This is a genomic window from Janthinobacterium sp. GW821-FHT03A03, assembly GCF_059421435.1.
In genome coordinates, this window is record NZ_JBWKUZ010000024.1 from 21279 (window position 1) to 43283 (window position 22005).

At 65.1% G+C, this 22005-nt stretch carries 18 protein-coding genes; 8 read left to right on the top strand and 10 right to left on the bottom strand.

Annotated elements, in window-relative coordinates:
- Positions 1-26: 26 nt before the first annotated feature.
- Positions 27-725, top strand: a complete 699-nt coding sequence (locus AC07VI_RS26225; protein WP_086146555.1) for a glutathione binding-like protein — start codon at positions 27-29, stop codon at positions 723-725.
- 12 nt (positions 726-737) lie between these two features.
- Here AC07VI_RS26225 and uraH read toward each other — a convergent pair whose 3' ends face one another.
- Positions 738-1145 carry a hydroxyisourate hydrolase gene (gene uraH, locus AC07VI_RS26230; protein ID WP_086146554.1) on the bottom strand — a complete coding sequence of 136 codons (408 nt, stop codon included), beginning with the start codon at positions 1143-1145 and terminating at the stop codon, positions 738-740.
- Positions 1146-1156: 11 nt separating this feature from the next.
- Complete coding sequence (locus tag AC07VI_RS26235) at positions 1157-1657, bottom strand: GlcG/HbpS family heme-binding protein (protein ID WP_086146553.1); 501 nt, start codon at positions 1655-1657, stop codon at positions 1157-1159.
- 138 nt (positions 1658-1795) lie between these two features.
- On the opposite strand from AC07VI_RS26235, the gene AC07VI_RS26240 reads away from it, so the two are divergent.
- Complete coding sequence (locus tag AC07VI_RS26240) at positions 1796-2506, top strand: heavy metal response regulator transcription factor (RefSeq protein ID WP_086146552.1); 711 nt, start codon at positions 1796-1798, stop codon at positions 2504-2506.
- On the top strand, positions 2503-3912 hold the full coding sequence (locus AC07VI_RS26245; protein ID WP_086146551.1) for a heavy metal sensor histidine kinase: 1410 nt from the start codon (positions 2503-2505) through the stop codon (positions 3910-3912). The genes AC07VI_RS26240 and AC07VI_RS26245 overlap by 4 nt, the downstream gene beginning before the upstream one ends.
- Before the next feature lie 124 nt (positions 3913-4036).
- Here AC07VI_RS26245 and AC07VI_RS26250 read toward each other — a convergent pair whose 3' ends face one another.
- The 3 genes from AC07VI_RS26250 to AC07VI_RS26260 form a co-directional block, all read right to left on the bottom strand.
- On the bottom strand, positions 4037-7375 hold the full coding sequence (locus AC07VI_RS26250) for a DEAD/DEAH box helicase (protein ID WP_492991805.1): 3339 nt from the start codon (positions 7373-7375) through the stop codon (positions 4037-4039).
- Between the two features lie 175 nt (positions 7376-7550).
- Positions 7551-9257: a methyl-accepting chemotaxis protein gene (locus tag AC07VI_RS26255; RefSeq protein ID WP_099375500.1), complete on the bottom strand. Its 1707-nt coding sequence runs from the start codon at positions 9255-9257 to the stop codon at positions 7551-7553.
- Between the two features lie 207 nt (positions 9258-9464).
- Entirely contained in the window at positions 9465-10355 is an 891-nt protein-coding gene (locus AC07VI_RS26260) for a LysR family transcriptional regulator (protein ID WP_492991803.1), read from the bottom strand.
- Between the two features lie 113 nt (positions 10356-10468).
- Between AC07VI_RS26260 and AC07VI_RS26265 the strand changes: the two genes are divergently transcribed.
- Both AC07VI_RS26265 and AC07VI_RS26270 read left to right on the top strand, forming a co-directional pair.
- Positions 10469-11650 carry a serine hydrolase domain-containing protein gene (locus tag AC07VI_RS26265; protein WP_492991801.1) on the top strand — a complete coding sequence of 394 codons (1182 nt, stop codon included), beginning with the start codon at positions 10469-10471 and terminating at the stop codon, positions 11648-11650.
- Entirely contained in the window at positions 11647-12837 is a 1191-nt protein-coding gene (locus AC07VI_RS26270; RefSeq protein ID WP_492991800.1) for an MFS transporter, read from the top strand. Before AC07VI_RS26265 ends, AC07VI_RS26270 begins: the two co-directional genes overlap by 4 nt.
- Here AC07VI_RS26270 and AC07VI_RS26275 read toward each other — a convergent pair.
- The 3 genes from AC07VI_RS26275 to AC07VI_RS26285 all read right to left on the bottom strand — a co-directional run bounded on the left by AC07VI_RS26275 (position 12802) and on the right by AC07VI_RS26285 (position 14883).
- A complete protein-coding gene (locus AC07VI_RS26275) occupies positions 12802-13347 on the bottom strand; it encodes a DinB family protein (RefSeq protein WP_099420317.1) in 546 nt (181 codons plus the stop codon). The genes AC07VI_RS26270 and AC07VI_RS26275 overlap by 36 nt on opposite strands.
- 31 nt (positions 13348-13378) lie before the next feature.
- Positions 13379-13978, bottom strand: a complete 600-nt coding sequence (locus AC07VI_RS26280) for a MarC family protein (RefSeq protein WP_070224777.1) — start codon at positions 13976-13978, stop codon at positions 13379-13381.
- Positions 13979-14094: 116 nt separating this feature from the next.
- The gene (locus tag AC07VI_RS26285) at positions 14095-14883 is read right to left on the bottom strand and encodes an AraC family transcriptional regulator (protein ID WP_086147308.1); all 789 of its coding nucleotides are present in this window, start codon (positions 14881-14883) and stop codon (positions 14095-14097) included.
- A gap of 100 nt (positions 14884-14983) precedes the next feature.
- Here AC07VI_RS26285 and AC07VI_RS26290 point away from each other — a divergent pair, with 100 nt between their 5' ends.
- From AC07VI_RS26290 to AC07VI_RS26300, 3 genes are all read left to right on the top strand, one after another.
- A complete protein-coding gene (locus AC07VI_RS26290) occupies positions 14984-15898 on the top strand; it encodes a DMT family transporter (protein ID WP_086147309.1) in 915 nt (304 codons plus the stop codon).
- A 41-nt stretch (positions 15899-15939) separates the two neighbouring features.
- Entirely contained in the window at positions 15940-17559 is a 1620-nt protein-coding gene (locus tag AC07VI_RS26295) for a toxin-antitoxin system YwqK family antitoxin (RefSeq protein ID WP_139842586.1), read from the top strand.
- Positions 17560-17910: 351 nt separating this feature from the next.
- Complete coding sequence (locus tag AC07VI_RS26300; RefSeq protein WP_086147311.1) at positions 17911-19641, top strand: methyl-accepting chemotaxis protein; 1731 nt, start codon at positions 17911-17913, stop codon at positions 19639-19641.
- Between the two features lies 1 nt (position 19642).
- Here the strand turns inward: AC07VI_RS26300 and AC07VI_RS26305 are convergent, their stop codons facing one another.
- Positions 19643-20794, bottom strand: a complete 1152-nt coding sequence (locus AC07VI_RS26305) for an AI-2E family transporter (protein WP_086147312.1) — start codon at positions 20792-20794, stop codon at positions 19643-19645.
- 161 nt (positions 20795-20955) lie between these two features.
- A complete protein-coding gene (locus AC07VI_RS26310) occupies positions 20956-21954 on the bottom strand; it encodes a hypothetical protein (protein ID WP_099375504.1) in 999 nt (332 codons plus the stop codon).
- Positions 21955-22005 lie beyond the last annotated feature (51 nt).

Consider the following 22005-nt stretch of genomic DNA (forward strand, 5'->3'; position numbering starts at 1 on the left):
CCATGCCAACGAGCTGAAAGACGACGATGATCGACCTGTATTACTGGACCACGCCCAACGGGCACAAGGTGACGATGTTCCTGGAAGAAGCGGGCATTCCCTACAACATCATTCCCGTACACATCGGCAAGGGCGAGCAGTTCAAGCCCGAGTTTCTCGCCATCGCGCCGAACAACCGCATCCCCGCCATCGTCGACCAGGCGCCGGCAGACGGCGGCGCGCCGCTGTCGCTGTTCGAGTCGGGCGCCATCCTGCAATACCTGGCTGAAAAAAGCGGGCAATTCCTGCCGATGGATGTGCGCGGCCGCGCCGAAGTGATGCAATGGCTGTTCTGGCAAATGGGCGGCCTTGGCCCCATGGCCGGACAGAACCACCATTTCGTGCAGTACGCGCCCGAACCCATCGATTACGCCATCACGCGCTATGTCAATGAAACCAACCGTCTATACGGCGTGCTGAACAAGCGTTTGGCGGACCGCGCATTCGTTGCCGGCGACAACTATTCCATCGCCGACATGGCGATCTACCCGTGGATCGTGCCGCACGCGCGCCAGCGCCAGAAGCTGGAGGATTTCCCGCACCTGGCGCGCTGGTTCGCGGCCATCGCCGCCCGTCCCGCCACGGTGCGCGCGTATGCCCGCGCGGCCGAAATCAATGTGCAGCCCACCGTCAGCGGCGACGCGAAAAGCGTGCTGTTCGGGCAGACGGCGAAGACGCTCGGCTAGGCTTAGTTCCCCTCAGTTGCCGCGATACGTGGAAAAGCCGAAAGGACTGAGCAGCAGCGGAATGTGATAGTGCTGCTCGGTCTTTTCTACGTGGAATTGCACGGGAATTTCCGGGAAGAATGTTTCCTGTTTCAGCCGCGCATAGTGTTCGCCCGTCTTGAACACGATGCGGTAGTCGCCTGCCTGCATGGGCGTCTCGGCTGGATACATGGCCGCGATGCGCCCCTGCGCGTTCGTCACGGCGCTGCCCAATGGTTGCCAAGCATCTCCTTTCTTTTGCTCCAGCGTGACCGTCACGCCCGCCGTCGGCTGGCCGCTTTGCAGGTCGAGGATGTGCACGCTCAGGGGATTGGCGGCCAGGGCCATGCCAGACAGGCTGGCGAAGGCCAGGGCGGCAGCGGTTTTTTTCAAATAAGTCATCGTCGTGGCTTTCACAGGGTGGGCGAATCGAGTTCAGGGATGGCGGCCAGGGCGGCCAGGGCGCAGGCGCGGTCTGGCAGGGCGCCACCGCCACCGCCACCGGCCACGCCGATGGCGCCGACGACTTCGCCCTTGGCGCGCAAGGGCAGGCCGCCGCCCAGCAGCAACAGTTCCGGCACGGTGGCCAGGTTGCGCATGTCCGGGTTGGCGTTCGCTGCCACGGCCAGCGTGTAGGTGTCGCTTTTGGTGGACAGGGCCGTGTACGCCTTGCGCCGGCTGGCGTCCGTGTTGTGCGGGCCGACGCCGTCGGCCCGCTGCACGGCCACGACATTGCCGCCACGGTCGAGCACAGTGACGGCGATGTGCCGGCCCTGCGCCTGGCACGCGGCCATGGCCGCATTCGCCAGCTTGTTGGCCGCCGCCAGCGAGATGTCATTGATATTGCGCAACTGGGCCTGTGCCGGGCTGGCCAGCAGGCACAGCAGGGTACTGCAGAACATCAGGGTTTTCATCTGGCCTCCATGTCAAAGAATGGCGCCAGTATGGCCAGTCTTGCCCTACGAGAAGATGATCGCCGCATGACATTTTTATCATCCGCGGCGCCCGGCGCGCGGCGTAAAATGGTTGTATATTTCCCTTAGAAAGCCGCCATGCGCATCCTGGTCATTGAAGACGAACCGAAGACGGGCGACTATTTGCTGCGCGGCCTGGCCGAGTCCGGCTTTACGGTCAGCCTGGCGCGCAATGGCCGCGACGGCCTGCACATGGCGAGTACGGACGCGCCCGATTTGATCGTGCTCGACGTGATGCTGCCCATCATGGATGGCTGGCAAGTGCTGCGCGCGCTGCGCCTGCAGGAGGGCGGCGCCGACGTGCCCGTGATTTTCCTGACGGCGCGCGACGAGGTGCAGGACCGCGTCAAGGGCCTGGAACTGGGCGCCGACGATTATCTGGTGAAACCGTTCGCCTTTGCGGAACTGGTGGCGCGCATCCGCACCCTGCTGCGGCGCGGGCCGCCCCGTGAAGACGACGTGATCCGCATCGGCGACATGGAAATCGACGTGATGAAACGCAAGGTCAGCCGGCAAGGCCAGCGCATCACCCTGACGGCCAAGGAATTCGGCTTGCTGCATCTGCTGGCGCGACGCCAGGGCGAAGTGCTGTCGCGCTCCATCATCGCCTCGCAAGTGTGGGACATCAATTTCGAGAGCGACACCAACGTCATCGACGCGGCCATCCGCCGCCTGCGCAGCAAGCTCGACGACCCCTTCGAGCCCAAGCTGATCCACACCTTGCGGGGCATGGGCTATGTCTGCGAATTGCGCGCGCCCGCCGCGCCCGAGCACGGCGCCGCCGCATGAAGCTGGCGCAACTGCGGCGCTCGCTGACCCTGCGCGTCACGCTCGTGTTCGTATTGATCGTGGCCCTCGTGTCGGCCGGCCTGGGCATGCATCTGTACCGTTCTTTCGTGGCGGAAATCGAGCGCCGCGACGATATTTTATTGCTGGGCAAATTGCGGCAGATCCAGCAACTCTTAGGCAATGCCGGCACCCTCGACATCATCCGCGAGCGGCCCCAGTATTTCCGCGACACCATGAGCGGGCAAGAAAATTCCCTGGTGCGCATCGTGCGCGCCGATGGCACGCGTTTGATCGATGTCAATCCGAACGGCGAGATGGTGGCGCATGCTGTTCCCGTGGCTGTCGACGCGCCCGTGACGGCCAGCGATATCGTCAGCTGGACCAGCCGCGACGGCTATCCGGCCAGGGTGGTGGCGGCCAGCGCGCGCATCGGCGAGCCGGCGCAGATGGCCGATATTTTCGTGGCCCGGGTCTACGGCGACCGCACGGCCATGTTTGCCGCCTACCGCTGGCAGATCGTCGTGTCCGTGGCCGTCAGCGCGCTGGTGGCGGCGCTGCTGGCCAGCGTGATGCTGCTGCGGGGATTGCGGCCGCTGCGCAATATCGCCGCCCATGCGGCCCTCGTGCGGCCCGGCAAGCTCGGGCAGCAGCTGGAGGCGCGCGGCGCGCCGACGGAATTGCTGCCCTTGATCCAGGCCTTGAACGCCATGCTGGCGCGCCTGCAGGAGGGGTATGCGCGGCTGTCGCAGTTTTCCGCCGACCTGGCGCATGAATTTCGCACGCCCGTCACCAATTTGCTGGGGCAAAGCCAGGTGATGCTGGCCCGCCCGCGCAGCGCGCACGAGTATGAACAGCTGGTGTCGTCGAATGTGGAAGAGCTGGAACGGCTGTCGCGCATGATCGACAGCATGCTGTTCCTGGCGCGGGCGCAGCAGGACGAGATGATCCTGATCAAGCAAGCCCTGCCCGTGCAGGACGAATTCTTGCGCCTGGCCGATTTCTTTGAAGGCCTGGCCGAGGAGCGCGAGCTGGCGCTGGCTTGCCACGGCAGCGGCACGGTGACGGCCGAGCCGCAACTGCTGCGCCGCGCACTGGGCAATCTGCTGTCGAACGCCATCCGCCACGCGGCGCCGGGCAGCACGATCCTGCTGCGCTCGCACGCGGCGAACGGGGGTGTGGAACTGAGCGTGAGCAACCTGGGCCCCGCCATCCCCGCCCGCCACTTGCCGCACCTGTTCGAACGCTTTTACCGCGCCGACCCGGCCCGCAGCGACTCGGCCGCCTCCACAGGGCTGGGGCTGGCCATCGTCACGGCCATCATGCAGCTGCATGGCGGCAGCGCGACGGTGGCGTCGGACGCGGCCGCCACGACGTTTACCCTAGTTTTCCCCGTTGAGAACGCCTGATAAAACCGTAGCGAACGCAAGGGAGAGGTGGTTGAGAAGCGCAACGGTGCTTTGCACGGGGCCGCCGAGGCAGTGAGCATCGCAGGCCACCTGTACCGACGCGCAGCAGGTTTGATCCGGTGATCTACCCCATTTCCACCAAAAATTCATGCATGCCCGTGTGCGGCAGCTGCGCACAGGCGGGAGCAAAATGCGGCATTTGCCCCCACAGCAGCGGGTTGCCGACGATGTACACATAATGCTGCGCGCGCGTCAGGGCCACGTTGAGCAAATTCGGCGTGGCGGCCGCCCACTGCGCGGCGCCCACCGTGCTGTCGTCGGCGCCCAGGACCAGCATCACCACGCTTTGTTCCTTGCCCTGGAAGGTGTGCACGGTGCCCACCATCTGGCTGCTCCACTGGCGCAGTTCGCGCGCCGTCGGCGCCTTGCCGTAGCCGAGGCGGCGGTCCCAGTCCATGTCGACGATGCGCGAGCGCAATTCGTTGCGCACGGCCTTGAATGGCGTGATCACATACATGTCCGGCAGCTTGCCGTCGCGGCGGTACAGCTTTAATAACACTTCCAGCACGAAATCGAGCTGCACGGGCACCACCTGCTTGTAGCTGACGGGGCCGACGGCGTCGATCCAGCGGCTGGGGCCACGCGTCAGGCCGCGCGCGCCGGCCGGCGGCGTGCGGTCAGGTAAACCGTAGACCATCTTGTCCTCATACGCGATGCTGTTGGCCAGCGAGAACATCGGTTCCACGCAGCGGCGGTGCACGCGCAGGGGGCTGCCTATCCACAAGGGCTGGGCGCTGCTGGCCGCCACCGTCGCGCCATGGCGGTTGGCCTTGTCGGCCAGGGTCTGCACGGAAACGGCAGTCGGCGCGTAGCTGCCGTCCTGCGTATGCGACGACAGGGCGGACAGGGTCTGCACGAGGCGGCCCGGCACCGTGAACACGGGTTCGATCTGCAGCGGGTCGCCCACGATGACGGCGCGCCTGGCGCGCCACAGGCTGCCCAGCGCCGCCTGCGGCACGGCCTGGCCCGCCTCATCAATGAACAGCCAGCCCAGCGATTCGGGACCCATGCCCTGGAACTGGCGCGCGAACGAGGCGAACGTGGTCGATACGACGGGCACGACCATGAACAGGCTGTGCCACACCATGGCGATATGCGACTGGTCGTAGGCGCGCTTGTTTTTGAGCAATTTCGACACGGCCAGCAAGTTGCCGCCAAAGCCGGGGCCGCCCTTCTTCGCCACTTCCGCCAGCCACGCTTCGTGCAGGGCCAGGGCCTTGGCGAACAGGCGCGAGCGCAAGCGCGCCAGCGCCGGCTCATGCCACAAGCCGCCTATCTGCAGGGCGTCGCCATCCAGCTCGTCCAGCGTGGCCGGCGCGATGATGGTGGGGAAGCGCATGCGCGCGCGGCGCAGCAGTTCCGTGCTGTCATCCCATTCGCGCTGGCGCGACTGCGCCGTGCGCAGCGCGATGTGCAGGCCGTGGCGGGCCCGTTCGCAGCGCGGCTCCAGTTCGCCCTTCAGCAGCAGCTTGATGGCGGAGACGTCGCGCGCGGCCTGGCGCTGTGCCTCGGCATTGGCGATGACGGCATCCTTGTAGGCGCGCGCCGGTGCCGTGCGGAACAGGCGGGCAAAGAAACCGGGCTGCGTCAGCGCCACCAGGCGTTCTTCTTCCAGCAATTCTTTCTTGCTGGCGAGCAAGGTGTCCTGCTGCGCCAGCGCGCCGGCCAGGGCGCCGTTGGCCGCATCCATTTCTTGCTCGGCTGCAATTAGCGCCTGCTGGCTGGCCTGGATAAAATCGGTTTCCGTGCAGGTGCCCACGGCTTGCCACAGGGCCGCATATTGCGCGTGCTCGGCCAGGGCCTTTTCCACCACGTGTTCCGTCTCGCGGAACTCGCGCGCGGCCTGGGCGAAGCTGACGCCCTGGTAGCTGGCCAGCCACTGGCGGATGTTCTGCGCATTCGGCGTCTTGCGCGCCGTCGTTTTATCCCAGTCGTCGTCATAGAAATTGCTGACGAAGCGGCGGCGGTTGGCGCTGTTGCCCAGCGCGCAGGACATCAGGCCCCATGGCGCGTCCTGCTCGGCCAAGGCGCGGTTGGCGCCATTGCCGTCGGCCACCACGCGGCGCGCCACGCTTTCAAAGTAACGCGTGCGCGCCCATTCCTTGCCCAGCTGTTTCGGTTTCGGCAGGTCGCCGGAAATGTTTTCCACCGCTGCATTGTTCGACGAGGCGACGACCATTTCAAAGCCCGTCAGTTCCGGGCGCAAGCGGGCAATCGTGATGGGGTCGCGCACGCCCTCGAAGGCCACGGCCACCTTGCCGATGAAGGCGTCGCCGGCGCGGTCCAGGCAGGACAGCACGGCGGCGCGGCGCACGATGTTGTCGGCAAACAATTCGCGCAGCAAGGTCGTCTTGCCCGTGCCGGGCGGACCGTTGACGGAAAAGATGCCGCGCTCATGCAAACTGGTGCGCGCGCCGTGGATGGCGAATTGCTGCATCAGGCTCATGGCGTAGCTGGCGTCCTCCAGCCAGTGGCCCCGGTTCATGTTCGCCGGATTGAGCATGGCGGCCAGCGCCTGGCGTCCGGCCGGGCTGTACAGGTCGATGCGCTCGTCCTGGGCCAGCGGCGTCAGATAGGCGGCGACGGTGGCGGGCAACTTGCCTCCACGCAAGGCGCGGATGATCTGTTCCAGGTCATCGAGGTAAAAACTGTTGAGGATATCGATCGACGGTTCCACCGCGTCGCTGAAGTCCAGGCTGCGGTTCTGGCTGGCCTCGGCCAGGTCTGCGTCCGCCACGGCCGCGCGCTTCTTGCGCGTGCGCAATTCCAGCACGGCCAGCGGCTGGCCTGCCGACGGGCGGAAACCGGCCCAGTCCATGAGCAGGTCGGCCAGGGCCGCGATTTCCATGCCGGACAGGGGCGACGAGACATTGCCTGTCTCGTCCGTCACGGGCTGCGGGGCGCGGCTTGCCGCAAAGTTGCGCAGGCTGTCCTGCAGCGCCAGCTGGCTGTCGCTGAAGGCGTCCAGGCTCAGGCCCGACCAGTCCGGCGTGCGGGCGCGGCCCAGGGCCCACGGCAAGGTTGACACGGAGACAGGATCGAACTGCGGCTCGCCCAGCGCATTGAGGTTCAGGCGGGCAAAGCACGAGCGTCCCAGCAGCTCTGTTTTTTCTGTTTCGGCAATGTTTTCCGGGCCGCTGGCCGGCGGGCAAGCCTTGTTGATTTCCGCCTTGTCGAAGACGCCGAGGAACAGGCTAAAGCCGTCGATCTCGCGGTCGGACGGCACTTGCCATTGCGTGGCGAACTGCGGCGGCAATTGCGCCAGCTGTTCGCGCTGCAGGAGGCGCACGGTGGACGGGTCTTCAACGTCCGTGATTTGATTCAGGTCAAACGGGATAAAGAATTCGATCTTGTGCCAATACTCCAGGATAGCCAGGAGGCGCTGCTGTTCTGCCTGATTCATGATGACCAATTATTTTGTAAAGCGAGCGAGGATTGTAAAGCGTATGCACGCTGCACGTTTTGCACTTTTGTCTATTGCGCGGGGTTTGCGGCAAAAAAAGTGGCGATGGCGGACGAAAAAAAGCCAGGCAGCAACTTCCTGCCTGGCTTTCGTGTGGCGAGGATGTTGCTATGGGTTAAAACTCTTCCCATTCGCTCTCGGCGGCCGCGTTGCTGCGGCGCGCCGGCGCGGCGGCCACGGCCTTGCGCGCGGGGGCGGGCCGGGCGGCGGGACGCGCGATGGCTGGCGCTGCCGCTGCTGCGCGCACCGGGCCCGGCTTGGGGGCGCTGGCGACATGGTTGCCGGTTTTAAAGAATCCCACCACGTGCGCCAGCTCGCCCGCCTGCTCCTGCATGCTTTGCGAGGCCGCTGCCGCTTCTTCCACCAGGGCCGCGTTTTGCTGCGTCACTTCATCCATCTGGGCGATGGCCATGTTGATCTGTTCGATGCCGATGGTCTGCTCGTGCGTGGCGGAAGTGATTTCGCCCATGATGTCGGTCACGCGCACGATGCTGTCGACGATGTCACCCATGGTCTGGCCCGCTTCATTGACGAGGCGCGAACCCGTGTCCACGTTGGCGACGGAGGCGGCAATCAGTTCCTTGATTTCCTTGGCGGCCGAGGCCGAGCGGTGCGCCAGGTTGCGTACCTCGGTGGCGACGACGGCGAAGCCACGGCCCTGCTCGCCCGCGCGGGCCGCTTCCACGGCCGCGTTCAGGGCCAAAATGTTGGTCTGGAAGGCGATGCCGTCGATGACGCCGATGATGTCGACGATTTTCTTCGACGACTCGTTGATGGTGCCCATGGTGTCGACCACTTGCGAGACGATGCTGCCGCCGCGCACGGCCACTTCGGACGCGCTTTTCGCCAGCTGGTTCGCCTGGCGCGCATTGTCCGCGTTCTGTTTCACGGTCGAGGTCAGTTCTTCCATGGCCGAGGCCGTTTCTTCCAGCGAACTGGCCTGCTCTTCCGTGCGGGATGACAGGTCGAGGTTGCCGGCGGCAATTTCGCTCGATGCCGTGGAGATGGCATCCGTGCCGTGGCGCACTTGCGCCACCACGCCCAGCAGGCTGGTGTTCATGGCTTTCAGGGCGCCCAGCAGGCGCCCCGTTTCATCGCTGGAATCGACGACGATGTGCGAGGACAAATCGCCCGAGGCCACGGTTTCGGCCACGCCCACGGCAGCATTGATGGGGCGGGTGATCGAGCGCGTGATGATCCAGGCCACGAAGGCGCCCAGCAGCACGGCCACGCTGCCCAGGATGATCATGTAGGCGCGCGCGCTCGTGCTCAGGGTCTCGGCGTCCGTCGCCGCCTGCGCCGCCTGCTGCGCTTCATACGCGACCAGGCTGTCGAGCGCGCCGAGCACGATCTTCAGGCTCGGCGCCGCCTGCTGCGTCAAAAAGGCGATCGCTTCTTCCGTCTGGCCCGCGTTGCGCAGCTCGATGACCTTGTTGTTCAGCGGCGCGCCCGATTTCAGGGCCGCGTCCAGTTCGGCCATCAAGGCCGTTTCCTTGTCCGTCGAGATCTTCTTTTGCAGGGTTTCCTTGGCGGCGCCGTATTTCTTGCGCGCTTCGCCGATCTTTGCCAGTTCCGCCTGCACCAGCGCTTCCGTCGGCGCCACCACAATGCTGGTGATCGCCAGGGTAATGTTGCGCACGTTGTCGCTCATGGTATTGGCCGCCGCCATCTTGACGTTCTTGTCGGCCACGATGTCGTGCGTGCGCGCGCTCAGCTGCCCCATCGAGTACAGGCCGACGAGCAAGACGGCCACCAGCAGGCCGAGGACGACAGCAAACCCGATCCCGAGCCGGGTGCCGATTTTGTATTGTGTGAGTGACATGATTGCTTTCGTATTGCGGTGTGGTGAGGAAACGTCGACAGGCCGGGGCTACGGGTTTATACGTAAGGGCGACCAGCCTGTAATTGTTCCTCAAAATTCCGCACTGCAATACAAAAACTTGTATCAAGTCCGCGAAAAGTTTAAAAAATGGTAGCAAATTAAATAAGTTGTCGTGTGGAAACAACGAGCGCGGCGCCGGATGCGGGCTTAGTTTTGCGGAAACACGTGCGCGGCCAGGAAGTCGATGAAGGCGCGCAGTTTCGGCGTCAGGTGGCGGCTGCTGGGCCACAGGATGCGCAAGGCGCCGTCGTGCCGGCGGTGCGCGTCCAGCACCGGCTGCAAGCGGCCCGCCGCCAGTGCGGCGCGCGCGGCGAAGTCGGGCAGGGCGGCGATGCCCAGGCTGTTTTCGGCGAAGTGCAGCAGGGTGTCGACATTGTTGCAGTTGAGCACAGTCGGCAAGCCCGCCGCGTGCAAGGCAGGCCACTCGGGCAGGGGCCACGCTTCCACCTTGCCGCTGCTGGGAAATTTGTACAGCAGACAAGTGTGACGGGCCAGGTCGGCGGGCAGCACGGGCGTGCCGTGCCGCGCCAGGTAGGCGGGCGCGGCCACCAGTTGCAGCTGGAACTGGCCCAGCTGGCGGCTCATCAAACGGCTGTCGGCGCTTTCGCCCGCGCGCACGACGGCGTCATAGCCTTCTTCGATGACGTCGACCCGGCGGTCGCTGAAATCGAGGTCGAGCTCCACTTGCGGATAGGCGCGCGCGAACGCGGCCAGCACGGGGTTGAGCAGGCTGCCGACCTGCGGCAGGCTGACGCGCAGCCGGCCCTGGGGCGCGCTCTTGCTGCTGGATAACTCCAGTTCGGCCGCCTCGATCTCGCCCAGGATGCGCCGGCAGCGTTCGAGAAACACCGTGCCCTCGCTGGTGAGCGCGATGCTGCGCGTGCTGCGGTGAAACAGGCGCACGCCGAGCCGCTCTTCCAGCCGCGCGATGCTCTTGCCCACGGCCGAGGCGGAAATGCCCAGCACCCGGCCCGCCGCGACGAAACTGCGCAGCTCCGCCGCCTGCACGAAGGCCGTGAATCCCGCCAGGTTGTCCATGGTTTTCCTTTTGATTGCGGATGTCAACGTCCGCACAGACTGAAACTATAGCCTGTTTTTCTTTGATTGCGCCTGGCTTACCTTGGCAGCCTGATCATTTGAAAGGCTACGCCATGATGTACAACTTCTCTCCCGCGGCCCTGTCCGCCCGTATCGATCCCCTGCTCGACGCCGTGCTGCAGCAGCAGCGCCTGGCGGGCGCCGTGGTGCTGGTGCGCCACCGTGGCCAGGACGTGTACCGCCGCGCGGCCGGCCACCTGGACCGCGAGGCGGGCACGCCCATGGTGGAAGACGCCGTCTTCCGCCTGGCATCCGTCAGCAAACCCATCGTTTCGACGGCCGCGCTGGCGCTGGTGGGACAGGACCGTCTGGGCCTGGACGACCGGGTGGCGCGCTGGCTGCCGTATTTCACGCCGCGCCAGCCGGACGGCGCCGTGGCGGCGATGACCGTGCGCCACTTGCTCACGCATACGGCGGGACTCGACTACGGTTTTTTCCAGCCGCCGGGCGGCGCGTATGCGCGGGCGGGGGTGTCCGACGGCATGGATGCGTCCCGTATTTCCCTGGAAGACAACCTGCGCCGCCTGGCCACGGTGCCGCTCGCGTCTGCGCCGGGCGAACGCTGGGCGTATTCGATCGCCACCGACGTGCTGGGCGCCGTGATCGAAGCGGTGATGGGTCTGCCGCTGGCGCAGGCCGTGGCACAGCTGGTGACGGCGCCGCTGGCCATGCGCGACACGGGTTTTATCAGCACGGACGCGGCGCGCCTGGCCGTCGCCTATGCGGACCGCGCAGCAGGAGAAGCCCGGCCGCGCCGTTTGCTGGATGCGGGGGACGACCATCTGCCGTTTCTCGACGGCATGGCAGGGTTTGCGTTATCTCCGGCGCGCGCGCTCGACGCGCAGGCGTACCCGTCCGGCGGCGCCGGCATGCTCGGCTCCGCGCCCGACTTCATGCGCCTGCTGGAAACCTTGCGCCTGGGCGGCGCGCCGCTGCTGCCGCCGGCGCTGGCGCGCCAGATGGCTGAAAGCCAGACGGGCGGCTTCGCGCTGCCATTCTGGCCGGGACGGGGCTTCGGCCTGGGGTTTACGGTATTGACGGACCCGCTTGCCGCCGCCACGCCGGAAGCGGCGGGCAGCTGGCGCATGGGCGGCACGTATGGCCACTCGTGGTTTGTTGATCCTGCGCAAGAACTCTCCGTGGTGGCGTTCACGAATACGGCGCTGGAGGGCATGGCGGGGCCGTTCGTGACGCAACTGTGCCAGGCAGTGTATGGCGCCAAGGACATGTCATGACGCGTCCGCATCCCATCGTCTTCCTCGCGCTGGGCCTGTTCGGCGTGTATTGCATCGAGTTTGGCGTGGTGGGCATCTTGCCGATGATCATGCAGCGCCATGGCGTGACGGCGGCGCAGGCGGGTTCATTGGTGAGCCTGTTCGCCCTGGTGATCGCCGTGGGCGGTCCCTTGCTCGTGCTGCTGGCCACGCGCTGGCGCCGCAAGCGCGTGCTGATCGTCTCCCTGCTGGTGTTTGCGCTGGCCAGCGTGGCCTCGGCGTATGCACTGCGCTTCGGCCTGCTGCTGGCGCTGCGCGTGGTGCCGGCCCTGTTCCACCCCGTGTATTTCTCGCTGGCCATGGTGGCGGCCGCCGCCCTGTATCCGCCGCAGCAGGCGGCGCGGGCCGGCGCGCATGCGTTCACGGGCACCAGCATGGGCATGGTGCTGGGCATCCCGATGACCACGTGGATCGCCGCCCAGTATGGCTACGAGGCGTCGTTTCTTGCCTGCGCCCTCGTCAATGCGCTGGCCGCGCTGGGCTTATATGTGTTCCTGCCCGACGCGCCGCAGGAGGCGCCGCTGGCGTATGGCCGTCAATTGGCCGTGCTGCGCAAACCGGCCCTGTGGCTCACGATCGCCGCCGCCGTGCTGGTGTTTGCCGCCATGTTTGCCGTGTATGCGTATGCGGCCGCCTATCTGCAGCAGGAGGCGGGCTTGTCGGCGCGCCAGACGGGGCTGGCGCTGGTGGTGTTTGGCGTGGGCGGCGTGGCGGGCAATCTGTTCGCGGGGCGCCAGCTGGGCACGCACGTGTTGCGCACGGTCTTGCTGCAGCCCCTGCTGCTGGGGCTGGCGTACTGGCTGCTGTATGAATATGCGGGCGGCGGCATCGGCTGGGCGGCGCTGGCCGTCTTGCTGCTGTTCTGGGGCGCGGCGCATACGAGCGGGCTGATCGTCACGCAAGTGTGGCTCAGCAGCGAAGCGCGCGAGGCGCCCGCGTTCGCCATCGGCGTGTATATCGCCGCCATCAACCTGGGCGTGACGCTGGGCGCGCTGGCCGGCGGCATGGCCATCGAGTCCTACGGCATGCAGGGCGCGCTGGCTTGCGGCGCGCTGCTGGGGGCGCTGGCGCTGGCCTTGATCGGGATCAAGGCGTGGCGCTACCGCCTGCCCTCAGTCCTCGATATGGTTGGGGATGCGAAACAGTAGATCCGTGTCGCCGATGTCCACGCCCGCCTGCGACAGCAGGGTGCTGGCCTGGCCCCGGTGGTGCGTCTGGTGATTGAAGAAATGCATGAGCAGGCTGAAGAACTCGCGCCGGTTCGGCCCCTTGCTGTTGCGGTAGTCGAGCAAATGGTCGAGGTCTTCTTCGCGGAGGGAAGCGGCCCAGTCGACGATGATCTGGTCCAGCCATTGCCGGTGCGCATGCATGGCGGCAAAATCGTCGGCCGCGAACAGCGGCTGCGTGAGCGACGCGGGCGGCGTGATGGCGCGGATGGGGGCGAGCAGGGGAAAGCCGGCCGGATGTTGCGCGTAGCGTTGCAGCCACAAGGTGTCGCCCACCATCACGTGGTTCAGGGTGGCCAGCAGGGAGCCGAAAAAGGCGCCCCGTTCGCGCTGCAGCTCGCCGGGCGGCAGGCTGGCCGCCGCCGCGTAGACCTTGGCATTCATCCACTGGTTGTAATCGGCCATCAGGCATATGTGGGCGCAACGGCTCATGCTGGACTCCTTCAGTGGATGAATGACAATATTAAACGGACTTCAGGAACGCGCGTATGCCGGCCAGCAGCATTTCAATGGCCATCGCCGTGAGGATCAAGCCCATCAGGCGTTCGAACGCCGTCATGACCCTTGGACCGAGCGCCCGCTGCAGGCGTTCGGCGCACAGGAAGACGGCCAGCCAGACGACGGCCACGGCCGTCAATCCCGCCACGTGGGCGATCACTTCATTGACTTCATGCGAGGAAAACAGCAGCACGGTGGCCAGGGCCGACGGGCCGGCCAGTGCGGGGATGGCCAGCGGCACGATGAACGGCTCGCCGCCCATTTCGTGGTCGCTATTGCCCGCATTTGGTTGCGGAAACACCATGCGCATGGCGATCAGGAACAGAATCACGCCGCCGCCGATGCGCAGCGCCACTTCCGACAATTGCAAGGCGTTCAGGAAATGGCGGCCGAAGAACATAAACAGCAGCAAGATGCCGAAGGCGATCAGGCATTCGCGCACCACGACTTTCCAGCGCCGCTCGATCGGTACCCGTTTCAGGGCATTGACGAACAGGGAAACGTTGCCGAACGGATCGGTGACGAGCAAGAGCAGGATAAATGTCTGGAAGAAATTCTGTGTCATGGTGGTGTGATTGAGGTCAACCCCGCTGCCAGGATGGGCGCGGTGCGATAAGGCTTGCGATGATAACAAGAGCGGCGCTTATCGCCCATGATTATTGATGCATAGCAGCATTTTTTTTACGCGGCGATGACTTTTGCCTGGTAAAACGCCGTCGGCGTAGTGCCGAAATGCTTTTTGAACATGGCCGTAAACGCGCTCTGGCTCATGTAGCCGTTGTCCATGGCCACGTCGATGACCTTGCCGCCGCGCGCCAGTTGTTCCAGCGCCCGCAGCAGCCGCGCCTGCTGGCGCCACTGGCCGAAGCGCATGCCCGTCTGCTTCTGGAACAAGCGGTGCAGGCTGCGCTCGGTGATCGCCAGTTCCCGCGCCCAGTGCGCCACCGTCAGCTGCTCGCCCGGCTGCGCCATCAGCCGCGCGCAGATGCCGCGCAGCCGCGCATCCACGGGCAAGGGCAGATACAGGGGCAGCACGGGCAGGCTGCCCAGTTCGTGCAACAGCAATTGCAGCAGATGCCAGTCGCGGCCGCCTTCCGCGAAATCGGGCGCGATGTCGACGGCGGCGACGATCAATTGCCGCAGCAGGGGGCTGATGTCGAGCACGCAGCTGTGGCGCGGCAGCAATGGCGAGCTGGCGCAATCGATGAAGACCGTGCGCATTTTCACGGCGCCGCTCATGCGCACCTGGTGCGCGATGCCGGGCTGCAGCCACACGCCGCGCGTGGGCGGCACCACCCAGCGCCCGCCCTGCGCCTCGATGGTCATCACGCCCTCGATGGCGTACAGCAATTGCGCATGCGTGTGGCGGTGCACGGAAATCACGTGGCCATGCGCATAGTCGACGGCCAGCGCCATGGCGCGCGCCGTGACGGGCAGCAATTCCTGAAAGGCGGGGGAGGTACAATCCATCAATATGGTCAGTTTTGCGACAGGTAGGGACATCTTAGCGCGAGAAGGCGCGGCGCACCTGCGGCATGATGGTTCCCCGCAACTATTCCTGGAGCTATACATGCCTGTGCGCGCCTATCTGTATCCGTTTCTGGCCATGCTGCTGTGGGCCGGCAACGTCGTCGTCTCGAAGCTGGCCGCGTCCAGCATCGCGCCGACGGCCATCACCTTTTATCGCCTGGTGCTGGTCTTGCTGGTGATGACGCCGTTTATCGCCCGCCCCCTGTGGCGCAACCGCCATGCGCTGCGCCGCCAGTGGTGGCAGCTGGCCCTGTGCGGCCTGATGTCAATGGCGCTGTTCCAGAGCCTGTCCTACCGCGCCGCGGAAAGCACCACGGCGACGAACATGGCCATCGTCACGGCGCTGGCACCCTTGATGACGGCCCTGCTCAGCGTGCTGCTGCTGGGCGAGCGCCTGACGGTGGGCATGGCGGCCGGCGGCGTGCTGTCGTTCGGCGGCCTGCTGTACCTGGTGGGGCGCGGCGACGTGCTGGCCTTGCTGCGGCAGGGCGTGCATGCGGGCGATGCGCTGATGCTGCTGGCCTGCCTGATCTTCGCTTTGTACGGCGTGCTGCTGCGCCGCTGGCGTTTGACGATTCCCGCCTGGCAAGCCATTTATTGCCAGGCGCTGGCGGCCCTGGCCTGCATGCTGCCGCTGTTCCTGCTGCTGCCGCCCGGCAGCGCCAGGCTCGACGCCACTACCTTGCCGCTGATCGGCTATGCGGGCATCGGCTCGTCCATCGTGCTGTCCTACCTGTGGATCGAGGGCGTCAAACTGCTGGGGCCGAACCGCTGCAGCATCTACGTCAACCTGCTGCCCCTGCTGACGGCTTTGCTGGCCATCGTCTGGCTGCACGAAAGCATGCATGGGTATCACCTGGTCGGCGGCGGCATCTCGCTGCTGGGCGTGCTGCTGGCGCAGACGGTGCAGCGGCCGCTGTGGCGCCAGCGTCCTGGGGTGTCGGGTCTTGCCTGAACGGCCATGCATAATGGCGGTTTTTCGGCAGTGGGGTTGACATGCGGCAAACATTTTGGATGAGCACGATGGCCATGGCGCTGGCCTGGGGCACCCTGGCGCCGGCACAGGCCGCGCCGCGTTTTTATGCGGGCGCGTCCATGGCTTACGCCAGCGCCGTCGAGCGCCGCGACGGCGGCGTGGTGCTGGCTTTCCTGCGGGAAAACGGCGAAGTCAACGGCTACTACTGCCAGTGCAATGGGGATAGCGACAAACGCATGAACCTGGACAGGTACGGCCAGGCCAGCATCGAGGCCGTGTTCCAGCTGGATCTCGACAGCGAAGGCGAAACCACGTTCGTGCTCAGCCGCAGTGCCGACAGTGGCGCAGCCTACGGCCTGCATGCCTACCGCTACGAGCGCAGCGGCGGCAAGATGGTCAAGGTGGCGGCCTGGCAGCCTGCGCTGGACGCCATCGTGCGCGGCGCCAGGGCCATGGACGAGGCGCGGGTGCGCGCGGCGCTGGCCTCCTTGCAACTGATCGACTACAGCATCGCTTATGCGCCCACGGGCGTGGCCGAGTTCGACGCCATCGAGCATGCGCACGGCACCCTGGCCGGCTATTTCAATATCGACGGTGAGTTACTGCCAGGCAAGCCGCCCGATGCCCCGGCGTTTGCCTATAAAAAAACGTTCCAGGAAAAGGATGGCCACTTCCTCACGGTGACCTATCTGCTGGGCAAGGGCTGGGAAGGCGGCCGCGCGCCCAGCTACCACGTCAAGTGGATCACCTGGGAAACGCAGCCGCAGCGCTTTGCCGCCAGCCAGGACGGGCTATTCATCGAGTATGACGTCAATTGCTGCGTGGGCAACGTGTTTGCCCGCGGCCTGTATGCGCAGGGCAAGCGTACCGGAGTATGGCATTACGAAGAGCCGAACACCATCCGCTCGTCCGGCGCCTTTGTCGACGACAAGGCCGAGGGACCATGGACGTATGCAAGCGGCGACGAAACGACGACGGGCCAGATGCAGCGTGGCCAGCGCACGGGCCGCTGGGAAGTGAGTCCGGGCGTGGCCGAATGGCGCGCAGCGGACATGCACAGTTTCACCGGTTACGACCATTTTGTGAAAGACCGCCTGGACGGTCCCAGCGAGCGCCGCGCCGGTGGCGTGGTGCAATGGCAGGGAAATTACAAAAATGGCAAGAGGCAGGGCCAGTGGGTGGAACCTGGCGGTGGCGGCAACTATGTCGATGACATCAAGCAAGGGCCATGGAAGAGGGCGACGCCCGACGGCGGCAGGCAAGCGTTGACGATGGTCGATGGCAAGCCTGACGGCAAGCTGGAGCAGTATGCGGCCGATGGCCGGCTGGAACTGGTCGAGCACTACCGCCTGGGCGTGCTCAATGGCACGATGGACAGTTTTTATCCGGATGGCAAGCGGCGTTACCAGGGCAGCTTTGCCGACGGCAAGCGCGATGGCGCGGAAACCCTGTTTTATCCGGACGGCGAACTGCCGCAGTTTCACCGCAACTGGAACAAGGGCGTGCTGCATGGCGTCAACATCGAGAATTTCCAGAACGGAAAACCGAAGCAGATTGGCAGTTATGACATGGGCAAGAAAACGGGCCGGTTTCAGTATTTCCGCGACGATGGCCAGCTGATCGAAGAAACCGAGTATTAACTGGTTGACTAGCATAAATGGCATTCCCACGCGACCGCGCACGTCAGCGGAGTGCCAGTTCTGCGCAAAAAACATCATCCGCTTGTTACAAAGCGTGAAAATTCCAGACGGATATTGCTACTAGTAATCTTTCCCTGTATCTTGCAGTCAGGAAATTAAAAGTACAGGAAACCTCGACCTCGTTGCCCTGTCTTGCACTCCTGACGATATGCGCGGGCCGCCTTCCCCCCTGCCGCCGCACACGCCGTATCGACCTGTCCTGAACAATTCACGTGACCCGCCCGTCTGGCGTTTGCCGCTACCCTACTTGGCAGGCGGTGGCACGGTCGCGCCCTTACCAAGGAAAACTGCATGCTGTCGAATATAACAATAAAAATGCGCCTGATCGCTACCATGAGCGTGCTGGGCGTGCTGATCGCCTTGCTGGGCGTGATGAGTATCATCAGCCTGAAATCGGCCAACAACAGCCTCAACGAGGTCTACAGCAATCAGCTGGCGTCGACGCAGGCCATCGGCGAATCGCAAATCGCCCTGGGCCGCGCCCGGTTTACGATGGATCGCGTGATGGTGCACCCCGATGCGCCTGATGCCAAGGATACCCTGGCGCGCTCGGAACAATTCCTGGAAGCGTCGAACAAGTCCTGGAAGGTGTACCTGGCCTTGCCGCAAAGCACGGACGAAAAGCGCCTGTCCGACGACATGGACAAGAAGCGCAGCGACTATATCAATAATGGCGTGCTGGCCATGGGCAAGGCTTTGCGCGAAAACAATATCGAGCAGGCGGACAAGCTGATGATGACGGGTCTGTCACCGCTGTACCGCACCCTGGACCAGGCCGCTGAAACCTTGACGCAATACCAGGTTACCTCGGCCGCCAGGATGTATGCGGACAGCCAGTCCAGCTACCACAGCCAGGTGGCCATGGCCATCGCCGGCATGGTGGTGGGCGCCTTGCTGACGATTATTTCCAGCTTCCTGCTGCTGCGCGCCATCTTCGGCCCGCTGGACCAGGCCTTGCGCCATTTTGGCGCCATTTCCGACGGCAACCTGGCCAACGACATCGTCATCACGCGCAACGACGAAATGGGCGCCCTGCTGGGCGGCCTGAAACAGATGCAGGAGCGCCTGTCGACCACCGTGCGCGGCGTGCGCGACGGCAGCGGCGCCATCGCCACGGCCAGCAATGAAATCGCGTCGGGCAACCTGGATCTGTCGAGCCGCACGGAGCAGCAGGCGTCGAGCCTGGAAGAAACGGCCTCGTCGCTGGAAGAGCTGACCTCGACCGTCAAGCAGAACTCCGACAATGCGCGCCAGGCCAACCAGCTGGCCGTCTCCGCCTCGGACGTGGCGGTGAAAGGCGGCGCGCTGGTGGCGCAAGTGGTCGATACCATGGGCACCATCAGCGAATCGTCGAAAAAGATTGCCGACATCATCGGCGTGATCGACGGCATCGCCTTCCAGACGAATATTTTGGCCCTGAATGCGGCCGTGGAAGCGGCCCGCGCGGGCGAGCAGGGACGCGGCTTTGCCGTCGTCGCCACGGAAGTGCGCAACCTGGCGCACCGCTCGGCTTCCGCCGCCAAGGACATCAAGATGCTGATCGAAGCATCGGTGCAGAACGTGGGCGCCGGCAGCGCGCTGGTCAGCCAGACGGGCACGACGATGGATGAGATCGTTTCCAGCATCCGCCGCGTGACGGACATCATGGGTGAAATCAGCGCCGCCGGCCGCGAGCAGGAATTGGGCATCGGCCAGATCAACCAGGCCGTGGCGGAAATGGATACCGTGACGCAACAAAATGCGGCGCTGGTGGAAGAAGCGGCGGCCGCGTCGGAATCGATGCAGGAACAGGCGGCGGCGCTGGCCGAGATGGTCAGCATCTTCAAGCTCGACGCCGCCCACAGCGGCCCGGCAGCGGCCAAGCCCGCCTTGCGCAAGCCTGTCGTGGCTGCCGCCGGCACGGCCTTGAAACGCCCGGCCCTGCGCCTGGCGCCTGGCCGCAGCGCCTCGGCAGGCGCTCCGGCCCAGCCGCGTGCTGCCAAGCCCGCCGCGGACAACAGCGGCGAATGGGAAGAGTTCTAAGCTAGCGAGGTTCCAGGGCCACCTTGCTGCCCTGTTCCTGCAATCGCGCCGCCTCGGCCAGGGCCTGGGCGCGCGCTTCTTCCGCCGCCTGTTCGGCTTTCTCCAGTGCATCGTGGCGCGCCTGCAAGGCCGCCCGGGCACGGACGAAGACGATCTTGATGGCCGCCATCACGGGCACGGACAGGAAGATGCCCACCACGCCCCCGAGCTGATCCCCTGCCAGCAAGCCGACGATCACCATCAGCGGGCTCACTTCCACGCCTTCGCTCATCAGATATGGGTTGACCACGTAATCCTGGAACAGACGGTAGGCGGCGATAAAGCCGATCAGCCAGAATACGTGCTCGAAGCCGCTGAAACCGGCCACGACCACGGCGATGACGGCGGCCGCCAGCGGGCCGGCAAACGGGATGAATTCCAGCAAGGCGGCGGCACCGGCCAGCAGCAGGCTGTACGGTACGCCCATCAGGGAAAACGCGATGCTGTAGGAGACAAACGTGGCGATCGACAACAGCAGCAGGGCGCGCACATAGCGCGACAGCAGGATGTCGAGGTCATCGATGATGGCGCCCCAGAGTTTCTTGTTCGGGCGGTTCAGCAGGGACAGCAAGCCGTCGCGCATGTCCGGGCCTTCCTTGATCAGCAAAAAGCTCAGCACGGGCACCAGCACCAGATAGATCAGGTTGCTGGCCGCATGCATGACGGTCAAGCCCAGTTCCTTCGCCAGCGGCATGGCTTGTCCCGTACCGCTGCTCAGTTGCGTCTGCATGAAGGACAGCAGGCGCGCGCGCAACGGTTCCATGAATTCCGGCAAAGGGATGCGTTCGGCAAAGTTATTGCCCTTGAGCAGGGTCGGCAACTGATCACTGAGCTTGATCGCCTCTTCCTCGATGCGCGCCCCGAAGATGGAGCCCAGCACCGCCACCAGCAAGATCACCACGAGGAAGACGATGCCGATATTGGCCGTGCGCGGCAAGCGCTTCGGGCCATGGCGTTCCAGCAACCCGATCAGCGGATACACGAGGTAGCTGAAGAACACGGCAAACACCACGACGATCAGGGTCGACGAGACCTTGTAGGTGAGAAATAACAAAAAAGCGACGAGAAAAGCCGTCCACACCATCTTGGCGACGCGCAGGTTAAAACCGAACATATGACTCCTTAGGACAGGATGCTACGCAAGCGTGGCTGGCTTGAAGGGCTGGGTGGGCGAGGCAGGGATGAGGCCACGCCGCACGGCCGGAAATCATACCGCAAAATGCCAAAATGCCATGTTCTTATGCGTAATGGCAATGCTTTCCCTGTTCGCCTTCCTTATTTTGTGCGCCAGCTGGCTACGGTGATGAGTACGCTATCTTTCGTGCCCGGCTCGCGCAGGGTCACCGTGTAGCGGCCGCTCGCGTCGTTGCCGGTGAAGACGACCTTGTCGTCATGTCCCTTCACTTGCGCGCCCTTGGCCAGCCTGGCATAGGTATTGAGCACCCAGTGGAAATCGGCATAGCTGCGCAGGGTGATGCTGGTGTCGGGCAGGGGCGCGTCGCCGGCCTCGGCCGCTTCCGCGGGCGTGCCGGCCGGGCCGGCCGCTGCGATGACCCTGCCGCCGCTGGCGCTGCCCGTCAACTCGGCGGCCGGCAGCAGCAAATGCATCAGACTGGCAGGAAAGCCGGGCGGCACGTCGCGCGGCTCCCAGCCGGGCTGGCCGGGGCGCGTGGTGATGTATTCCACCGCAGCAATGCTTTGCCGTTGTACCGGCGCCGCCTGCGCCAGCATGGGCGGCAGCTGCCGCGCCCACACGAGCAGCGGCGCGGCCATCTCGTCGTCCGCGTCCGGCGGTAAAAACACCGTCAGCACGGCGTGCGTGGACGGCAGGCAGGCGGGCACGGCGTCGCCAATGTCGTGTTGGCAATGGCCGTTGACGAGGGCCAGCGCCAACAGCTTGCGTTGCGGATCGAACAGCATGGCGGCGCGCTGCGCGCCGTGCGTGCCGGGGTTGATGGACGCCAGCACGGAACGCCCGTCGGGCAGCATGGTGCGCTGGATGTGTTCCAGCGAACGCATGCTGTCGAGTACCTGCAGCGCAATCAGGGTATCGCCCTGCGTATAGTCGCCACGCGCATAGCCGAGCAGCTTGAAAACGCTGGCGCGGATTTGCGGATGCTCGTTCAGGCTGAGCGGCGGCGACGGCACGCTGACGGGCACGGTGGCGGCCACGAAGGCGGCGTCTTCAGTCGCTGGCGTTTGCGCCAGCGCAAACGGTGACGTGCCCAGGGCCGCGCACAGCGACAGCAGGGGATAGATGAGGCGTAGGTTCAATGGCAATCCTGGTCGAGACGCCATGCCGGTCCGGGCGCCGGCATGCGCGCG

What these genes read in the sequence shown, in the direction of transcription:
- uraH (WP_086146554.1), bottom strand. Translation starts at nt 1,145, where the DNA reads ATGACTTATTTGAAAAAAACCGCTGCCGCCCTGGCCTTCGCCAGCCTG.
- AC07VI_RS26245 (WP_086146551.1), top strand. Translation starts at nt 2,503, where the DNA reads ATGAAGCTGGCGCAACTGCGGCGCTCGCTGACCCTGCGCGTCACGCTC.
- AC07VI_RS26235 (WP_086146553.1), bottom strand. Translation starts at nt 1,657, where the DNA reads ATGAAAACCCTGATGTTCTGCAGTACCCTGCTGTGCCTGCTGGCCAGC.
- AC07VI_RS26290 (WP_086147309.1), top strand. Translation starts at nt 14,984, where the DNA reads ATGCCTGTGCGCGCCTATCTGTATCCGTTTCTGGCCATGCTGCTGTGG.
- AC07VI_RS26240 (WP_086146552.1), top strand. Translation starts at nt 1,796, where the DNA reads ATGCGCATCCTGGTCATTGAAGACGAACCGAAGACGGGCGACTATTTG.
- AC07VI_RS26280 (WP_070224777.1), bottom strand. Translation starts at nt 13,978, where the DNA reads ATGACACAGAATTTCTTCCAGACATTTATCCTGCTCTTGCTCGTCACC.
- AC07VI_RS26255 (WP_099375500.1), bottom strand. Translation starts at nt 9,257, where the DNA reads ATGTCACTCACACAATACAAAATCGGCACCCGGCTCGGGATCGGGTTT.
- AC07VI_RS26270 (WP_492991800.1), top strand. Translation starts at nt 11,647, where the DNA reads ATGACGCGTCCGCATCCCATCGTCTTCCTCGCGCTGGGCCTGTTCGGC.
- AC07VI_RS26300 (WP_086147311.1), top strand. Translation starts at nt 17,911, where the DNA reads ATGCTGTCGAATATAACAATAAAAATGCGCCTGATCGCTACCATGAGC.
- AC07VI_RS26265 (WP_492991801.1), top strand. Translation starts at nt 10,469, where the DNA reads ATGATGTACAACTTCTCTCCCGCGGCCCTGTCCGCCCGTATCGATCCC.
- AC07VI_RS26275 (WP_099420317.1), bottom strand. Translation starts at nt 13,347, where the DNA reads ATGAGCCGTTGCGCCCACATATGCCTGATGGCCGATTACAACCAGTGG.
- AC07VI_RS26225 (WP_086146555.1), top strand. Translation starts at nt 27, where the DNA reads ATGATCGACCTGTATTACTGGACCACGCCCAACGGGCACAAGGTGACG.
- AC07VI_RS26295 (WP_139842586.1), top strand. Translation starts at nt 15,940, where the DNA reads ATGCGGCAAACATTTTGGATGAGCACGATGGCCATGGCGCTGGCCTGG.
- AC07VI_RS26260 (WP_492991803.1), bottom strand. Translation starts at nt 10,355, where the DNA reads ATGGACAACCTGGCGGGATTCACGGCCTTCGTGCAGGCGGCGGAGCTG.
- AC07VI_RS26285 (WP_086147308.1), bottom strand. Translation starts at nt 14,883, where the DNA reads ATGGATTGTACCTCCCCCGCCTTTCAGGAATTGCTGCCCGTCACGGCG.
- AC07VI_RS26250 (WP_492991805.1), bottom strand. Translation starts at nt 7,375, where the DNA reads ATGAATCAGGCAGAACAGCAGCGCCTCCTGGCTATCCTGGAGTATTGG.
- AC07VI_RS26305 (WP_086147312.1), bottom strand. Translation starts at nt 20,794, where the DNA reads ATGTTCGGTTTTAACCTGCGCGTCGCCAAGATGGTGTGGACGGCTTTT.